Here is a 16,443-nt window from a genome sequence, read left to right as displayed (position 1 = left end):
CATGACATTGACCTTCGCTCCCTTCCTGCCATGGATCGTGATCGCCGTTCTGGCCGTCGCAGCACTTCTTCTTTCCTTCATCGGCCTGTGGCGCGGCGTGCGTGGCGCATGGCTGCGCGGGCTCGCGCTTGCCGCCCTGCTTGCCGCCATCGCTAATCCGCTTTTGACGCAGGAGGAGCGCGAGCCGCTTTCCACCATCGTCCCCGTCATCGTCGATCGTTCGCAGAGCCAGGACGTGCAGGACCGGCCGCAGATGACGGACACGGCGCTCAATGCGCTGAAAGACCGGCTGTCCCGTTTCCCCCGCATCGAGCCGCGCATCGTTGAAGTGCGCGACAATGGCGAGAGCGATTCGCCCTCGACCCAGCTTTTCTCGGCCTTGTCCTCCGCCGTTTCGGATGTCTCGCCTTCCCGTGTGGGTGGCGCGATCTTCCTAAGCGATGGTCAGATTCACGATATTCCCAATGCCCTGCCCAACGCCGAGCAGGCGCTCGGCTTCCGCGCGCCCGTGCACGGCCTGATCACGGGCAAGGCTGATGAGTTCGACCGCCGTATCGAAATCGTTCGCGCCCCGCGCTTCGGCATCGTCAATGAGGAACAGCAACTGACGCTGCGCGTCTTCGATGACGGACGCCCGGCAGGCGGTGGCGCGGCTGAGGTGACGGTGAAGATGAATGGCGAAGAGATCGCCACACTACAGGCGACACCCGGTCAGCCGACGCCGTTCCGCTTCAAGGTCCCACGCGGCGGCAACAATGTCATGGAGTTTTCCGTCGCCGAAATCCCGGGCGAAGTGACTGTTGCCAATAACCGCGCCGTTCACCTGATCGAAGGCATCCGTCAGAACCTGCGCGTGCTGCTCGTCTCCGGCGAACCGCACGCCGGCGAGCGGGCATGGCGCAACCTCCTGAAATCCGACGCCTCGGTCGATTTGGTGCATTTCACCATTCTGCGTCCGCCGGAAAAGCAGGACGGCACGCCGATCAACGAACTCTCGCTGATCGCCTTCCCCACCCGCGAGCTGTTCGTCGAGAAGATCAATGATTTCGATCTCATCATCTTCGACCGCTACCAGCATCGTGGCGTGCTGCCGATCCTCTATTACGATTACATCGCCCAATATGTCGAAAAAGGCGGCGCACTTTTGATTGCCGCCGGGCCGGAGCATGCCGGTCAGGATTCGATCGCCATGACGCCTCTGGCCTCCGTGCTGCCGGCGCAGCCGACCGGTCAGGTGCATCAGGCTGCCTTCTATCCGCGTCTTTCGGAAGCGGGCAAGAAACACCCGGTCACCCGCGGGCTAGAGGGATCGGGCAATGAGCCGCCGCAATGGGGCCGCTGGTTCCGCACCATCAGCGTCGACCCGCCGCAGGGCCAGACCGTGATGCTGGGCGATGGTCAGGACCCGCTGCTGGTGCTCAACCGCCAGGGTGAAGGCCGTGTCGCCATGCTGCTGTCGGATCAGGGCTGGCTCTGGGCGCGTGGTTATGAAGGCGGCGGCCCGCATGTGGCGCTTTACCGCCGCATCGCCCACTGGCTGATGAAAGAACCCGAGCTTGAGGAAGAGGCGCTGACGGCGCGCGCCAACGGCCGCACCCTGCAGATCACCCGTCAGACCATCGGTGACGATCCCGGTCAGGCCAGCGTGCGTTTCCCTTCCGGCAAAACCGAAAACATGGCTTTCACCAGCAGCGAGCCCGGTCTCTACAGGATCGAACGCCGCATGGATGAAACCGGCCTGTTCGAAATCAAGAACGGCGATTTCACCACCCTCGTCCATGTTGGCGCAGTGGACGCACCCGAATTCAAGGCGATGATTTCAACGACCGAAACGCTGAAGCCGCTGGCAGATGCCACCAAAGGCAGCGTGCACCGTGTCGCCGATAATTCCGGCCGGGTCGCACTGCCGGATATTTTGCCGGTTCGTGGCGATATCAGGGTTGCCGATGAGGATCGCATGCTGATACGCATGACCGACGAGACGGTGCTGAAAGGCGTCAACACCCTGCCGCTCTTTGCAGGTTTCGCCGGGCTAGGCGCGTTGCTGCTTGCCTTCTCCGCTCTATGGTGGCGTGAAGGCCGGTAAGGGCGTTCCAGCAAAGATCGTGGGGCCTTCCCCTCGTCTCGGCACGTAAACGGGAAACGGCCACCGCCCGGCGGCCGGGGAAGATGAACATGAATTTCGTTTTAAGCGATGCCGCCGATCCAGAGGCCGAAAAAGCCATCCGCGATCCTCTGGTGGCCTATAATCTTGCTCGTTTCGGCGAAAGCGACAAACGCGACATTATCATCACCATCCGCAATGACGACAATGAGGTCACCGGCGGTCTGGTGGGCCACACCGCCCGCGGCTGGCTTTATGTGCAGCTTCTTTTCGTGCCGGAGACGATGCGGGGACAAGGCACGGCCTCGAAACTTCTGGCCATGGCCGAAGACGAGGCGAAAAAGCGCGGCTGTATGGGCGCCTATATCGACACGATGAACCCGGATGCGCTGAGGACTTACGAACGGTACGGTTTCACCAAGATCGGCTCGCTTGGGCCACTCTCCAGCGGCCAATCCATCACCTGGCTGGAGAAACGGTTCTAGAGCACCGGCCACGCAAATTTCAGGCGGCGATGCCCGACACCTCGCTGTCGACCGTGCGTCCCATGGTGTCGCGAATCTGTTGACGCAGCCACACGGCTCCCGCATCCGCATCGGTCTGCAATGTCCAGACCATGGCGACAGGCGGGAAATTCAACGTCACCGGCACCGGGCTCACTTCCAGTCCCAGCATCGGCGCATAACGCTGAGCAATGCGCGAAGACACGGTCGCCAGCACGGCTGAGGAGCGCGCCGTTGCCAGCACCGAAAGAAAATCCGGCGCAGCAGCGACGACGTCGATTTCCAGTCCGGTCAGTTCCAGCGCGTCCTTGATACAGCCATGCAGACTGTCGGTCTGTGATATGACCGCGTGCTTGGCCGACAGATAGGCGTCCAGTCCAACGGGATTGGGCAGATGGAGCAGAGCCGGGTTGAAGCAGCAGAGCACGCTGGAAGAATAAAGCGGTTCGCAATGGTGCCGCTGTTCTTTCGAATAGGTGCATCCCACAGCCATGTCGATCACGCCCGTATCCAGCATAGCGGTGATTTCCTGCTGTTGCCCGTTGCGCGCAAGGATACGGATACCGGGTGCGATCTCGCGCAGCCGCGCGGACAGATCCGGTAAAAGCAGCAGCTCCACCTCACTGGACATGCCGAGCCGGAACGTCCGCCTCTCGGTCGCCGGATCGAACACATCAGCCGTCAGCACCGCCGCCTGCGCTTGTCTCAGCGCCTGGCGTACCGGCCCCGCCAGATTGAGCGCCCGCGCCGTCGGCTTCATTTCCTGCCCCACACGAATGAACAGCTCATCCTGAAACAGTGTGCGCAGGGTGGAGATATTATGGCTCATGGCAGGTTGCTGGATTTTCAGCCGCCGCGCCGCGCGCGTGACGTTCATCTCTTCCATCATCGCATCGAAAGCGACGAGGAGATTGAGGTCGAAGGAACGGAGATTGAAATGATCGATAGTTTGCATAAGTCACATCGATTTGATTGCTAACCTGCCTACACTTAACTGGAGATCGGAAAGTTTCAAGACATTCCTAAACCCAGGAGCCTTCAATGCCATCACGTCGCTCACTTCTCAAAGGCGCCGCCAGCGCCCTCATCGCCGCCCCCTTTGTTGCGCCCTCCGTCGCATTTGCCAAGGCACCGCTTGTCGCCACGCAGGCGCCCGGCTTCTACCGGCTGATGGTCGGCAAGGTGGAAGTTACTGCGCTTTCGGACGGGGTCATTGCGCTGCCGCTTGCCAAAATTTACACCAACACCACACCGGAACATGCGACGAAGGCGCTTCAGGATGCGTTCCTTCCGGAAGAGACGCCCACGTCCGTCAATGCGTTTCTCGTCAACACCGGTGACAGGCTGGTGCTGATCGATGCCGGCACCGGCTCCTATCTTGGCCCAAGCCTCGGCAGGCTCGTCGCCAATATCGAAGCCTCGGGCTACAAAGCGGATGAGATAGATGATGTCGTTCTCACCCATATCCATACAGATCATTCCGGCGGTCTCTCCGCGGATGGCAAGCGCGTCTTCGCCAACGCGACCCTGCGCGTGAACAAGCGCGAAGCCACTTTCTGGCTGGACGAGGCAAAGGCCAAGGCAGCACCGGAGGCGCTGAAGAAGGGCTATGCCGAAGCCAAAGAAAGCATCCAGCCCTATATCGATGCCGGCAAGTTCGAGACGTTCGGCGACAATGCCGCGCCGGTTCCCGGTCTCGGTTCAGTCCTTTACGCCGGCCACACGCCGGGCCACAGCGGCATCGTTCTCGAAAGCAACGGCCAGAAAATCGTCTTCTGGGGCGATATTACCCATGGCGATATCCTCCAGTTCGATGAACCCGATGTCGCCGTCGCATTCGACGTCGATCAGAAGGCAGCCGTCGCCACGCGTGATCTGGCATTTAAACAGGCGGTGGAAGGCAAATATCTGGTGGCAGGCGCGCATATCGCCTTCCCCGGCATCGGTCATGTGCGCACCGACAGCACCAATTATGATTGGCTGCCGGTGAATTACACGACGCTATAAAGCCGAACCGAATGGCCTGATCCTCAAGGGTCAGGCCATCGTCCCGCACTGACACCCTATGTCAGCGCCACCTGGCGCGTTTCCGCATTGATCATCGTCGCCGCAATGGCGGCCAGTACCAGCAGCCCGGCAAATATGCCGATCGCGACACCAAAACCCTGCGCAATGGCATAACCGAGGAGTGACGGCGCCAGCAGGCCCCCAAGCCGCGCCATCGCCCCTGCGGCACCCATGCCGGTTGCCCGTGATTCCGTCGGGTAAAGTTCCGGCGTGAATGCATAGAGAGCGCCCCAGGTGCCGAGCAACGCAAAGCTCATGATGAGAAGCGAGGCGGCAATCATCGCACCGCCGGAAGCAAGCGTGAAAAGCAGGCATCCGAGCGCGGAGAGCAGGCAGAAGCCGATCAGCGTCGGCTTGCGACCCCACTTTTCGACACCATAGGCCGCAAGCGCGTAACCGGGGATCTGTGCCAGCGCCACCAGCACAAGGAAACCATAACCGCGCACGAAACCGAAGCCATCTCCCGCGAGCTTCGCCGGCATCCAGGTGAAGACGCCGTAATAGGAAACGGAGACGAGAAACCAGATTGAGAGGATCATGATGCTGCGTTGGCGCAGCGCCGGTGAAAATATCCCCTGCCCCTTGGACACTTCAGGCTGGAAAAGCGCTGTCCCGGCATCGAGCGGAGCGCGGCCATTCGTGACCAGCATACGGTTGACGACGGCCTTTGCTTCCTCCGACCGACCCGTGCGCAGGAGATAAAGCGGCGATTCCGGCACGAGAAAGCGAAGGCCAAGGCCGAGGACAGCCGGGAACGCGGTTACGGCAAAGATATATCGCCAGGCATCGGCAACACCGGCAAGGCTGGCACCCCAGGCTGCAAGCGCCACGATCAGCGTCCCGACAGCCCAGAAACCTTCCAGAAAGACGAGCCAGCGCCCACGATTCTTGGCGGGCAGGAATTCCGCCATCATCGCATAATCCACCGGCAGCGTGCCGCCCACGGCGGCCCCGGTGAGAAAGCGCAGGACAAGCAGAATGGTGAAATCCGGCGAGAATATCGAAAGCACGCCGAACAGGGCATCACAGGCCACCGTGACGATTAGCACCCGGCGACGGCCGTAACGGTCCGCCAGCCGTCCGAAACCCGCAGCACCCAGCAACATGCCGAAAAAGAACGCTGTTCCGGTCTGCAGCGCCTGCGGCACCGTCAGCCCAAAGGTTGCGGCAATTGAGGCCGCAGTGAAACCGACGGCCAGAACCTGCATGGCATCCGCCGCCCAGACGAGGCCGAATATGCCCATCAGCCTGCGCTGATAGGCGCCTGCGCCCGCGCGCTCCAGCGCATCATTCATGGTGATTGCCGTCATGCCTCGTCCCTTCGCAAAAACCGACTTTCACTTGCTATCGTATGGGGGGAGGAAACGGAATTGAATTCTGTGGAGGGAGACGCGTTGTTTCGAAACAGGCTACTGGAAGAAGATTTTACCAGACAAAAAGATGTGCACAGCAGTCTCGATGTTTGCCATAGCGCGCAACGCCCCTTCCGTCATCCCGGCCTCGAGCCGGGATCCAGTCACGGCGCGTCTGCGCCGTGGGAAGGGTCCTTTTCAGCCCAAAGACTTGGCCTGGCTGCATTCCGGCTCAAGGCCGGAATGACGGGGCCTATGTTGCGCCAAGAAGCAAAAAGCTCTTCGGATATCCCGTCACCCGTAAACCCGAAGAGGCGCCTCGAAACCCTCATCTTCCACTGTCGCGGCCGGCATCACGGCCTCGCATTTGCGCCAGCCGATATTGCCCTTCAGCCGCTGGTGCACGTCATTGCCAAGCGGCACGACCAGCACCCGGTTCGGATCAACCGGCCCCGGAAAATCAAGCGCCGCATAAGCGACCTTCTCGAACCCGAGCGGCATGTAATAGGGCGGATCGCCGATCAGTATCACGGCTTCGGAGCCCTTGCGCCTTGCCGCCGCAATGGCGATCCGGACGAGTTCCCGGCCGATGCCCTTGTTCTTGTGAGAGGGCCGAACCGCAAGCGGGCCAAGCATATGACCCTTCACATTGCCTGCCAGAACCGGCGTCATGCGCACCGAGGCAATCGTCTCGCCATCATCGGCGCAGACGAAGGAGAGCGACCGGTCATGCGGACCCTGCTCGCGGATGCGTGCTGCCGCACGGGTGTGCCGGCCGGGGCCAAATGCTTCTTCGTTGATGACTTCGATGATGGCGTCGTGCGACGCGTCCTCGGTGAGGTAGACAAGATCGTGCTTGGACATGAAGAGACCGAAACTTCCAGAATGCGGATGCGACAATAGATGACGGCTGCGCCGGTTAGGGCGTTCAGGAGCGTCAGCGTCGTCGGAGCATCCGTAGTTCGATCATAATCAAAAATTTCCTCAGATTTGTGAAAATCGCAATTATCAGGAAAATAACGACCCGTCCAGAACAAATCTCGTCGCGGCCCCATTCCAGCTCTGCAGCACGGAAACGCATTGTTCAATGCCTTGCGGGTTCGCGACAACGAGTGAAACGGGTAGGATTGCCGCCAAGGAAACAATCAAGGAGATCGTCATGGGCATGCTGGTGGAAGGCGTATGGAAAGACGTCTGGTACGACACCAAGGAAACCAAGGGGCATTTCAAGCGCAGCGCCTCGCAATTCCGCAACTGGATAACGGCGGATGGCGCACCCGGCCCTTCAGGAGAAGGCGGCTTCGCGGCGGAGAAGGACCGTTATCACCTCTATGTCTCCTTCGCCTGCCCCTGGGCGCACCGAACCCTGATTTTTCGCAAGCTGAAAAAGTTGGAAGAGCTTGTTTCGGTCTCGGTTGTCGACCCTTTGATGCTGGAAAAAGGCTGGGAATTTAAGCCTGAAGGTGAGCGGACGCCAGGTGCGACCGAGGATCACCTCTTCGGTTCATCCGCGCTCTGGCAGGTCTACACCAAAGCGGATCCCAAATATTCCGGCCGCGTGACCGTGCCGGTGCTCTGGGACAAGAAGCGCGGCACCATCGTTTCCAACGAATCGGCAGAAATCATCCGCATGTTCAACTCCGCCTTCAACGACCTCACCGGCTCGCAGACCGATTATTATCCCGAGACGTTGCGCGACGAAATAGACGCGTTGAACGACGTGATTTACGACACCGTCAATAATGGCGTCTACAAGGCTGGCTTTGCCACAACGCAGGATGCGTATCAGCAGAATGCGGTCAAGGTCTTCGAAACGCTGGACATGCTGGAAGACCGGCTGAAGCACCGCCGTTTCCTGTTCGGTTCGGAGCAGACGGAAGCGGACTGGCGCCTGTTCACCACGCTGGTTCGGTTCGACCCCGTCTATGTCGGCCATTTCAAGTGCAATATCCGCCGCATCCACGACTATCCGCACCTCACGGGTTACCTGCGCGATCTTTACCAGACGCCGGGCGTGCCTGACACGGTCGATATGCGCCATATCAAGGAACATTATTACCGCAGCCACCTCACCATCAATCCGACAGGCATCGTGCCCATCGGCCCCGAGCTGGACCTGACAAAGGCGCATGGCCGCGACTCGCTTTCCTGACGAGGGTGGGCACTGTTACCAGTGATCGGCGAGCGCCGCCTCGCCGGCAAGTTCTGCAAGGCGGCGGCGGGTTGCGGCTGTCACTCCTTCGGGCAGATTTGAAAGATCGAAAAAGCCGCTTTCGGCAATTTCATGATCCGGCTTTTTCGGCTTGGTCTGGGTAACCTCAAGCCGATAAAGCGCGACATGGTCGCGATTGCTGCCTTCCAGATTGAGATAAACATGGAAAAGCTCAGGCTTTGACGTGGCTTCGAGATTGCCTTCCTCCCTAATTTCCTTGTGAAGCGCCGCGAGCAGGGTTTCACCCCGCTCCACCCCTCCACCCGGCAGATACCAGCCCGGCAGATAGGTGTGGCGGACGAGGAAAATCCTGCCGGTTCCATCATAGCAGGCGGCACGCACGCCAAGAGTTGCGCCGCGCGTGAACAGAAAAACGAAATGCAGCAAACGAATGAAGACGCGCATATGGAACGGACGGGCCTGCCGCCCGGTTGTCTCGTCATTCACCCTGTTTCTCCCCGCCTGCCGGCTTTTGTTGGACGTGCGGCATATCATAGGTTATCTCTGCCGCCATGTTCAAACTTGCGCATATTTCAGACGTCCATTTGGGGCCACTTCCAAAACTCACTTTTCGCGAACTTGCATCCAAGCGTATCACCGGTTTCGTCAACTGGCATCGCAACCGCCGCAAGCATCTCTTCACCGATACGCTGGAAAAGCTGCTGGACGATCTGGAGACAAAATCACCGGATCATCTGGCTATCACCGGCGATCTCGTCAATCTTGCGACCGGCATTGAAATTCGCGCCGCCGCCGACTGGCTGGAAGAGGTGGGTGACCCCGAAAAGACCTCCGTCGTTCCCGGCAATCACGACGCCTATGTGTCCGGCGCGCATGACAAGGCCATGCAGGCCTGGTACCCCTATGTTCGTGGCGATGGCGACCCTGCCGAGTGGGACGACGACCGCAAGATATTCCCCTATATGCGCGTGCGCGGCCCCATCGCGCTGATCGGCTGCTCCACCTCGATTGCAACGCCACCTTTCTCGGCCACCGGCTATTTCGGCAACCGGCAGGCGCGCGCCACGGCGGAACTGTTGAAAAAAGCCGGGGAACAGGGGCTGTTCCGCGTCGTGATGATCCATCACCCGCCGATCCGTGGCGCCGCCCCAACGCACAAGCGCATGATCGGCATACGCCGTTTCGCTGCGGCGCTTGGCGTCGGCGGTGCGGAGCTCGTGCTGCATGGCCATACACATTTGAACACAGTCTATTGGCTGAACACGCACCATGGTGAAGACCACATTCCCGTGGTCGGCATCGCCTCTGCCAGCCAGGGGCCCGGTGGAGAAAAACCGCGCGCGGCCTATAATCTCTTCAACATCTCCGGCGGTCCCGGCACCTGGAACGTGACCTGCGAACGGCACAGCCTCAATGAGACGGCAACGGGTGTCGCGCTTGAGGATATCAGGGTATTTTATGAAAACGGGCGGCCGCTGGGGTTTTCGCGGCCTGCGGAGCAGAGCCCGGAGGAGTAAACCTTAGCGCGTGCAGCTTACCCTCCTCTGTCCTGCCGGACATCTCCCCCTCAAGGGGAGATCGACTCGTGGCGATCTTTCGGTCATCTCGACCTTGGCAAACGAGGCTATGTTAGTGCTTCCTGCTGATCTCCCCCCTTGAGGGGGAGATGCCCGGCAGGGCAGAGGGGAGTGCTTTGCCCCACCCTCAACGCAAGCCTTATTTCGTCCGCTCTTCCAGCACCCGATTGGCCGCAGAAACGATCGCTTCCAGCGAAGCCGCCACGATATTCGTATTCACCCCTGCTCCGAACAGCTTGCCGCCCGGATGTTCCATCTCGACATAAGCGATGGCCGAGGCATTCGAGCCGTGCTGCAGCGAGTGCTCGGAATAATCATTCACCGAGAGATCAATGCCGAGATAAACCGACAGCGCATTGATGAACCCGTCGATCGGACCGGTCCCCTTGCCTTCAATGCGCTTCACCTCACCATTGTCGGTGATCTCGGCGGCAACGATGCGCACGCCCTTGAAATCGCCGGCCGGATAGGTGTGGTGATCGACGAATTTGAGGCGCGCATTCGGCTGCGTCACGTAGCGCTCGATAAAGCGCTCATAGATGCGCTTGGCCGCCAGCTCGACACCCTCTTCATCGGTGATGCGCTGGATATCCTCGCGGAACTCCACCTGCAAATTGCGCGGCAGGTTGATGCCGTAATCCTGCTGGAGGATATAGGCGATGCCACCCTTGCCGGATTGCGAGTTGATGCGGATGATCGCCTCGTAGGAGCGTCCCACATCCTTTGGATCGATCGGCAGATAGGGCACTTCCCAGACGGGATGATTGGCGACCTTGATAGCCTTCATGCCCTTGTTGATGGCGTCCTGATGCGAGCCGGAAAACGCCGTGTAGACCAGTTCGCCTACGTAAGGGTGGCGCTCGGGGATCGTCATCTCGTTGGAATATTCATAGACCGCCTTGATGCGCTCGATATCGCGGCAGTCCAGCTCAGGATCCACACCCTGCGTATACATGTTCAGCGCCAGCGTCACGACATCGACATTGCCGGTGCGCTCACCATTGCCGAACAGGGTGCCTTCAACGCGGTCCGCACCCGCCATCAGGCCCAACTCGGTCGCCGCAATGCCCGTGCCGCGGTCATTGTGCGGGTGAAGCGAGATGATGACGTTTTCGCGATTGTCGATATTGCGGCACATCCATTCGATCTGGTCGGCATAGATATTCGGCGTCGCCATTTCCACCGTCGATGGCAGGTTGAGGATCAGCTTGTTGTCGGCCGTCGGCTTCACAACCTCGACCACGGCGTTGCAGATTTCCAGCGCCACTTCCAGCTCGGTTCCGGTAAAGCTCTCAGGCGAATATTCGAAACGGTAACCGCCGCCGGCCTTGGCCGCCATGTCGGTGATCATCTTGGCCGCATCGACCGCGATCTGCTTGATACCGTGCACATCCTTGCCGAACACCACGCGGCGCTGCAGTTCCGATGTCGAATTGTAGAAATGGATGATCGGCTTGTTGGCGCCTTCCAGCGCTTCGAAGGTGCGGGTGATCAGTTCCGGGCGGCATTGCACCAAAACCTGCAACGAGACGTCATCGGGCACATTGCCCTCTTCCACGCACCAGCGGGCGAAATCGAAATCCGTCTGCGACGCGGAAGGGAAACCGATCTCGATTTCCTTGAAACCCATTTCGAGCAGCAGCTTGAACATGCGGGCCTTGCGGTCGTGACCCATGGGGTTGACCAGCGACTGATTACCGTCGCGCAGGTCCACCGAACACCAGATCGGCGCCTTGGTGATCGTCTTGGAAGGCCAGGTGCGGTCGGGGATGTTGATCGTGGGATAAGGGCGATACTTCACGCTCGCGTCGGTCATGCCCTTGGAAACAGTGGTGGTCTTGGCGTCCATGTCGCTTCCTCCTTGCGCCATCCGCGGGCTTCTTCAAGCCATCGGCGGATGCGCGGCCCTTGAGGGCCTAAATCCAGTATAAAATGAGATTTCGAGATGAGGAGCGTTTGCACCAGCGGGCTTTCGGCCGCCGGGCGCTCCTCACTGGACCCGGCAACCGCGTGTAAGGTCGAGGCTAAGAAGCGAGAGTGCACCGCACGGCGAGGCCTTCGCAGAAATCTGCGCGCTCATGCCGGAAATGGTTGCGATGCTGTTGCTCATGGCGATGTGTATAAACAGCGGCTGGCGGTCTGACAAGTGATCTTGTGCGGTGCAGGCCTATTTTGCGTGTCGGCCGATCTCAAGCCTTTCCGCGATCCACAATTTGACAAGCGACTGCCGGGTCACCCCAAGTCTCCGAGCCTCATTGTCCAGGTCGTTGACGACCCACGTCGGAAAATCTATGTTGACACGTTTGGGCTCGATATTCAGATGCCGCGCCGTTGTCCAGTCGAGATACTCACCGATGTCCTCGCCATCATCAGCCATTCTGTCGAATTCTTCTGCGCTTATTGTCTTCATAATGATGCCTCTCTAACTCACGGGCGCGCCGAACGGAAATGATTCGAATACGCCCATCCCGCAGCGTATGCACTGCGAGCCATAATTTGCCGCCGAGAAGAGCGATGAGCGCAAACCGCTCTTCACCGACGCCCAGCGCGATAACGGTCAAACCGAATTTGTCGTGCCACAACGCCTGAGCATCGACAAAATCAATCCCGTGCTTGTCTTTATTGCCAGCGCTCTTGGCCGGATCAAATTCGAATTCCATGAGAATATAATATAAAAACTATACCATTTCCACTATCTAACCACGCCTTACCAACCGTTGCAACGCCATCATCAACCCGCCGCCGATCAAGCCCCAGAAAGCACCGGAAACGCCGCCGAAGGAGAGGCCGGAGGCCGTGATGAGGAAAGTGATGGCCGCAGCCTCGCGGGTTTCGGGGTCCTTGAACGCGGCGACCGCTGAGCCGGAAAAAGCGCCGACCAGCGCCAGCCCCGCCACCGCCTGAATGAGGATGGGCGGCGCAAGCGCCACGAAGGCCGTGACCACGCCGGCTAGCAGACCGAAAATAATATAGCCGACACCGCCGATGATCGCCGCCCAATAGCGCCGCTTTGGATCAGGATGGGCATCCTCGCCCGCGCACATCGCCGCCGTTATTGCCGCAAGATTGACGGCATGGCCGCCAAAGGGCGCGGAAAGCAGCGAGAAGAAGCCGGTCGCGGCGAAAAGCGGGCCGGGCTGCGGGTCGTAGTGATTGACCTTCAGCACCGCAATGCCGGGAATATTCTGCGAGGCCATGGTGACAATGAAGAGCGGCAGCGCGATGGAGACGACGGCATGCAGGCTGAAGACGGGTGTTACCCATTCCATCGGCGGCGTCAGCGATTGCGCGACGCTATCGAGCGCGCCCGCCGGAATATCGACGCCGAAAATCATCACCAGCACGAAGGCGGCAAGGGCCGCAGGTACTGCAAACAGCCGCCTGAAAGCCCCCACGACAATCCACGCCAGAATGATCGGCAGGCCAAGCGCCGGGTTGAAGCCGATCGCCTTGATCGGGGCGAAACACAGGCCGATGATGACACCCGACAGCATGGCATTGGCGAGTGGCGCCGGAATGGAGGCAACCGCCCGACCGAGCGGCTTGAACAGGCCGGCAACGATGATCAGGACGGCGCAGACAATGAAGCCGCCGACAGCCGCAGGAAAACCGCCCTCGATCACGCCCGTCGTGGCCAGAAGTGCGGCGCCCGGCGTCGACCATGCAATGCTGACCGGCAGCCGGGTGGCGACGGAAAGAACGATGGCGCAAAGCCCCATCGCCACCGAAAGCGCCATCAGTCCCGACGCGGCCTCGAAATCGGTCGCGCCCACGGCTTTGAGGCCCTGCAGCACGACGGCAAAGGAACTGGCGAAACCGACAAAGGCGGTGAGGCAGCCCATGAACAGGCTCTGGACGGAAAAATCTCTCAGCATGAAGCACTCTGCGGCCTGCTGCCCGTCGCAAGAAACCGCAGCGATCTGCACTGGCGACGGACACGAACAAATTTGAAGCGTGAAGCGCGAATCTGAAGATAGCAGCACGCTCTGGATGAAGCATGGCTATATTCAGGATCAAAAAAGACGGGGCTTGGCAAGATGAACCGCCGGACTTCGGGTACGCCGGCATGGAAAACGTCATCAAAGTTTAGCGGCAGCACGCTAATCCTCCCTGCATCGCAACGGATCATCCGCCACAGGAGGGAGCTTCATGTATCGTATCGTCACCATTGCAGCCCTGGGTTTTGCAGCCCTTCCGGCGGCTGCCCAGACCCTGCCGCAGCCGGCCTTTCTGGGCCAGATCGTCGTTCCCTCCGGCCTCGCCATCGATGGCGTCACCTTCGGCGGGATCTCCGATCTCGCTTTCGACAGCGAAACCGGGCGTTATCTCGCAATTTCCGACGACCGCGTGGAAAAGGGCCCGGCCCGTTATTACGAGCTGGAACTGGCGGTGTCGGAAGGCGTCGCCACCCTCAATATCGCCGCCATGCATGAATTGAAGGATGAGACCGGCGCGGCCTTCGCTCCCAAAGGCATCGACGCAGAAGGCATCGCACTCGACCGCAAGGGCGGCAAGCTCTATTGGTCTTCGGAACGCGACCTGAAAAACCAGCCGGCGATTTATGTGGCAAACCTCGATGGAAGCGATGTCAAACGGCTGGCGCTGCCCGACGCCTATCTCATCGATGACGCGAAGACCAGGGGCGTGCAAAACAATCTCGGCTTCGAAGGGCTGACGTTGACACCTGGCAGACTGATCGCCGCCACCGAAAATGCGCTCACTCAGGATGGCCCGAAGGCGACGCCGCAGGCGGGCAGCCCGGCCCGTATTCTCGTCATCGATACCGCGACCCTGAAGCCGGTCGCTGAACATGTCTATGTGACGGAGGCGATCTCCAACACACCGACAGCCGCCGAGCCGAAATACAATGACAATGGCCTCTCCGCTCTTGCGGCCCTGCCGGACGGGCGCCTCGTCGCCGTCGAGCGCAATTTCGCCTCCGGGGTCGGCAACCATATCCGCTTCTTCGTCGTCGACCTCTCGCGCGCCGAGAATATTCTCGGCAAGGACAGGATCGATCCGGCATCCGTGGCCGCCGTTTCCAAATCGGCATGGTTCGAAATCAAGGAAGGCGACTTCGGCCTCGACATAGACAATATCGAAAGCCTTGCTTTTGGACCGGTCGTGGATGGCAAACAGCTCTTTGTCATCGCCTCGGACGATAATTTCAACCCGGGCAAGCAGTTCACCCAGTTTGCAGCCTTCGCAGTGCCGGCAAACCTCGGTCAGTAACACACGATAAGGATCGTGCCGGCCCCTGACAGCCCACAGCGCCGGCATGAGCGGACACGACACAACAGGAAACCTGCCTTCACCAGCGGAGAAGACGTGAACCGGCGAAGGCCCCAATCAGACCGGTGAGGAGAATACCCAGCGAATACCAGATCAGCACGAAGGCCAGGCCGTTTTCGCTGCAGAACCAGGAATAGACCCAGGCTCCGGCCGCTCCGGCCGCAAGTCCCACGGCAAAACCTGCCAGGGCGGGATCGGCAGGAGCAGATCGTTTGAGAGCGGCAAAATTCGCAAAAAACACCGGAACAGAAAAGGCGACGATCAAGAGCGGGCAATGCAGGGCTGAAGAACCCAGGATGAGCCTGCGGTAGGCTTCAGGCAGGGCAAATCCCAGCTGTACGAAGGCCATCACCGCCATTGCCGAAACGATCACCGCGATCCCGACAAACAGGCAGCTTCTTTCTCCCTCCGGCCGGGCAAGACGCCTGACCGCGAAAAAAGCGACCATCGCCAGCAGGGCATTGTAGAAAGACTTCACCCAGAAAGCTGGCTCGCTCACCGCATCCCGCATATCGCCGCGCGGTCCCAAAATGATGAACATCAGCAGAAGTGAAACGCCAAGCGCCGGCAGGGCTGCAAAGGCCAGCCGACGCTCGAGCGCAAAAGCCGGAACGGGCCTGAGATCTGCTGCCAGTCGCTCGATAATATCTTCCGTTTTCTTCACGTGTCGCCTCGCAACTTCGCCGCCAGGGTTTTTAATGTCCTGTGAATGCCGACTCGTGCCGCAAGCTCGGTCTGGCCGGTTTTTTTTGCCGCTTCGGCAATGGACTGCCCTTCAAGCTTCACGCTGCGAATGAGCTCGCGTTGCCGCTCCGGCAAATCCTCGAGCAACCGTTCGACATCCATCCGCGCGGTGACGGCGTCGACAGACCAATCCGCCTCCAAGGTCTCATCCAGCTCCACCTCCCCCCGCATGCGCGCGCCCCTGCCGCGATAGTGATCGATGAGCTTGTAGCGCGCTATCGAAAAAAACCAGGCCGTGAACGGTCTTGAGCGATCATAGGTCGCCCGCTTCGCATGCAGCGACAATAGCGTTTCCTGCACAAGATCTTCCACTTCTGCCCTTGAAGCGGCGCCCATGCGCCGACCGTAGTAAGCAGTCAGCAGCCGGCGCAGGGCATGAAGCAAATGCCTGTAGGCGCCTTCGTCCCCGTCGAGGGAACGCAGCATCAGCGTCTTTAAAGTGTCTTCTGAAAGGCTGCCTGTCATTGTCACTATCGGGTTATTCGCGGTCGGCAGCATATTGTTACACGGTGGTTTGAAAAATCTCGCGCGAAGATGTTGTCACAAACGTGTGAAGCTGTAACGACCGCCCATTTCTCCCGAATGGACAATCGTGATCCCCGACATGATGCCGGCGGACATTCGATAACGT

General features: G+C 59.9%; 16 protein-coding genes. 6 read left to right on the top strand and 10 right to left on the bottom strand.

The genetic code is table 11. The features are described from left to right. Position 1: 1 nt before the first annotated feature. Complete coding sequence (locus tag WA845_RS06420; protein WP_112554098.1) at positions 2-2,086, top strand: hypothetical protein; 2,085 nt, start codon at positions 2-4, stop codon at positions 2,084-2,086. An 89-nt stretch (positions 2,087-2,175) separates the two neighbouring features. Next, positions 2,176-2,589 carry a GNAT family N-acetyltransferase gene (locus tag WA845_RS06415; protein WP_045532056.1) on the top strand — a complete coding sequence of 138 codons (414 nt, stop codon included), beginning with the start codon at positions 2,176-2,178 and terminating at the stop codon, positions 2,587-2,589. Positions 2,590-2,608: 19 nt separating this feature from the next. Here WA845_RS06415 and WA845_RS06410 read toward each other — a convergent pair whose 3' ends face one another. Further along, a complete protein-coding gene (locus WA845_RS06410; RefSeq protein WP_112554100.1) occupies positions 2,609-3,562 on the bottom strand; it encodes a LysR substrate-binding domain-containing protein in 954 nt (317 codons plus the stop codon). A gap of 86 nt (positions 3,563-3,648) precedes the next feature. Between WA845_RS06410 and WA845_RS06405 the strand changes: the two genes are divergently transcribed. Then, entirely contained in the window at positions 3,649-4,614 is a 966-nt protein-coding gene (locus tag WA845_RS06405; protein ID WP_112554102.1) for an MBL fold metallo-hydrolase, read from the top strand. A gap of 56 nt (positions 4,615-4,670) precedes the next feature. Here the strand turns inward: WA845_RS06405 and WA845_RS06400 are convergent, their stop codons facing one another. Both WA845_RS06400 and WA845_RS06395 read right to left on the bottom strand, forming a co-directional pair. Continuing rightward, the gene (locus tag WA845_RS06400; protein WP_112554104.1) at positions 4,671-5,984 is read right to left on the bottom strand and encodes an MFS transporter; all 1,314 of its coding nucleotides are present in this window, start codon (positions 5,982-5,984) and stop codon (positions 4,671-4,673) included. A 336-nt stretch (positions 5,985-6,320) separates the two neighbouring features. Then, positions 6,321-6,890 carry a GNAT family N-acetyltransferase gene (locus WA845_RS06395; RefSeq protein ID WP_107339111.1) on the bottom strand — a complete coding sequence of 190 codons (570 nt, stop codon included), beginning with the start codon at positions 6,888-6,890 and terminating at the stop codon, positions 6,321-6,323. Between the two features lie 295 nt (positions 6,891-7,185). Between WA845_RS06395 and WA845_RS06390 the strand changes: the two genes are divergently transcribed. Next, positions 7,186-8,178: a glutathione S-transferase C-terminal domain-containing protein gene (locus WA845_RS06390; protein WP_112554345.1), complete on the top strand. Its 993-nt coding sequence runs from the start codon at positions 7,186-7,188 to the stop codon at positions 8,176-8,178. Between the two features lie 15 nt (positions 8,179-8,193). Here WA845_RS06390 and WA845_RS06385 read toward each other — a convergent pair whose 3' ends face one another. Further along, the gene (locus WA845_RS06385; protein WP_004443008.1) at positions 8,194-8,685 is read right to left on the bottom strand and encodes an NUDIX domain-containing protein; all 492 of its coding nucleotides are present in this window, start codon (positions 8,683-8,685) and stop codon (positions 8,194-8,196) included. Between the two features lie 65 nt (positions 8,686-8,750). Between WA845_RS06385 and WA845_RS06380 the strand changes: the two genes are divergently transcribed. After that, positions 8,751-9,716, top strand: coding sequence for a metallophosphoesterase family protein (locus tag WA845_RS06380; protein ID WP_004443010.1), 966 nt, complete (start codon positions 8,751-8,753; stop codon positions 9,714-9,716). A 199-nt stretch (positions 9,717-9,915) separates the two neighbouring features. Here the strand turns inward: WA845_RS06380 and leuA are convergent, their stop codons facing one another. From leuA to WA845_RS06360, 4 genes are all read right to left on the bottom strand, one after another. Further along, positions 9,916-11,625: a 2-isopropylmalate synthase gene (gene leuA / locus WA845_RS06375; RefSeq protein ID WP_112554106.1), complete on the bottom strand. Its 1,710-nt coding sequence runs from the start codon at positions 11,623-11,625 to the stop codon at positions 9,916-9,918. 318 nt (positions 11,626-11,943) lie between these two features. Then, on the bottom strand, positions 11,944-12,186 hold the full coding sequence (gene brnA / locus WA845_RS06370) for a type II toxin-antitoxin system BrnA family antitoxin (RefSeq protein ID WP_004443014.1): 243 nt from the start codon (positions 12,184-12,186) through the stop codon (positions 11,944-11,946). Continuing rightward, a complete protein-coding gene (locus WA845_RS06365) occupies positions 12,146-12,436 on the bottom strand; it encodes a BrnT family toxin (RefSeq protein ID WP_112554108.1) in 291 nt (96 codons plus the stop codon). The genes brnA and WA845_RS06365 overlap by 41 nt, the downstream gene beginning before the upstream one ends. A 36-nt stretch (positions 12,437-12,472) precedes the next feature. Then, positions 12,473-13,651, bottom strand: a complete 1,179-nt coding sequence (locus WA845_RS06360; RefSeq protein WP_004443018.1) for a benzoate/H(+) symporter BenE family transporter — start codon at positions 13,649-13,651, stop codon at positions 12,473-12,475. A gap of 274 nt (positions 13,652-13,925) precedes the next feature. On the opposite strand from WA845_RS06360, the gene WA845_RS06355 reads away from it, so the two are divergent. Beyond that, positions 13,926-15,008 (top strand): esterase-like activity of phytase family protein, encoded by a 1,083-nt coding sequence (locus WA845_RS06355; protein ID WP_112554110.1) that lies wholly within the window; start codon positions 13,926-13,928, stop codon positions 15,006-15,008. Positions 15,009-15,087: 79 nt separating this feature from the next. Here the strand turns inward: WA845_RS06355 and WA845_RS06350 are convergent, their stop codons facing one another. Both WA845_RS06350 and WA845_RS06345 read right to left on the bottom strand, forming a co-directional pair. After that, entirely contained in the window at positions 15,088-15,732 is a 645-nt protein-coding gene (locus WA845_RS06350) for an NrsF family protein (RefSeq protein WP_035209199.1), read from the bottom strand. Beyond that, the gene (locus WA845_RS06345) at positions 15,729-16,277 is read right to left on the bottom strand and encodes a sigma-70 family RNA polymerase sigma factor (protein ID WP_006699438.1); all 549 of its coding nucleotides are present in this window, start codon (positions 16,275-16,277) and stop codon (positions 15,729-15,731) included. The genes WA845_RS06350 and WA845_RS06345 overlap by 4 nt, the downstream gene beginning before the upstream one ends. Positions 16,278-16,443 lie beyond the last annotated feature (166 nt).

Source organism: Agrobacterium sp. CMT1 (genome assembly GCF_037203725.1).
Lineage (GTDB): Bacteria > Pseudomonadota > Alphaproteobacteria > Rhizobiales > Rhizobiaceae > Agrobacterium > Agrobacterium pusense.
The sequence above is the reverse complement of the archived record's forward strand: the minus strand, read 5'-3'. Positions and strand labels throughout refer to the sequence as shown.

Bases quoted from the DNA above. Each gene is read 5' to 3' on its own strand.
- WA845_RS06420 (WP_112554098.1), top strand. From the start codon at position 2: ATGACATTGACCTTCGCTCCCTTCCTGCCATGGATCGTGATCGCCGTT.
- WA845_RS06415 (WP_045532056.1), top strand. From the start codon at position 2,176: ATGAATTTCGTTTTAAGCGATGCCGCCGATCCAGAGGCCGAAAAAGCC.
- WA845_RS06390 (WP_112554345.1), top strand. From the start codon at position 7,186: ATGGGCATGCTGGTGGAAGGCGTATGGAAAGACGTCTGGTACGACACC.
- WA845_RS06355 (WP_112554110.1), top strand. From the start codon at position 13,926: ATGTATCGTATCGTCACCATTGCAGCCCTGGGTTTTGCAGCCCTTCCG.
- WA845_RS06365 (WP_112554108.1), bottom strand. From the start codon at position 12,436: ATGGAATTCGAATTTGATCCGGCCAAGAGCGCTGGCAATAAAGACAAG.
- WA845_RS06400 (WP_112554104.1), bottom strand. From the start codon at position 5,984: ATGACGGCAATCACCATGAATGATGCGCTGGAGCGCGCGGGCGCAGGC.
- WA845_RS06380 (WP_004443010.1), top strand. From the start codon at position 8,751: ATGTTCAAACTTGCGCATATTTCAGACGTCCATTTGGGGCCACTTCCA.
- brnA (WP_004443014.1), bottom strand. From the start codon at position 12,186: ATGAAGACAATAAGCGCAGAAGAATTCGACAGAATGGCTGATGATGGC.
- WA845_RS06360 (WP_004443018.1), bottom strand. From the start codon at position 13,651: ATGCTGAGAGATTTTTCCGTCCAGAGCCTGTTCATGGGCTGCCTCACC.
- leuA (WP_112554106.1), bottom strand. From the start codon at position 11,625: ATGGACGCCAAGACCACCACTGTTTCCAAGGGCATGACCGACGCGAGC.
- WA845_RS06405 (WP_112554102.1), top strand. From the start codon at position 3,649: ATGCCATCACGTCGCTCACTTCTCAAAGGCGCCGCCAGCGCCCTCATC.
- WA845_RS06410 (WP_112554100.1), bottom strand. From the start codon at position 3,562: ATGCAAACTATCGATCATTTCAATCTCCGTTCCTTCGACCTCAATCTC.
- WA845_RS06395 (WP_107339111.1), bottom strand. From the start codon at position 6,890: ATGTCCAAGCACGATCTTGTCTACCTCACCGAGGACGCGTCGCACGAC.
- WA845_RS06345 (WP_006699438.1), bottom strand. From the start codon at position 16,277: ATGACAGGCAGCCTTTCAGAAGACACTTTAAAGACGCTGATGCTGCGT.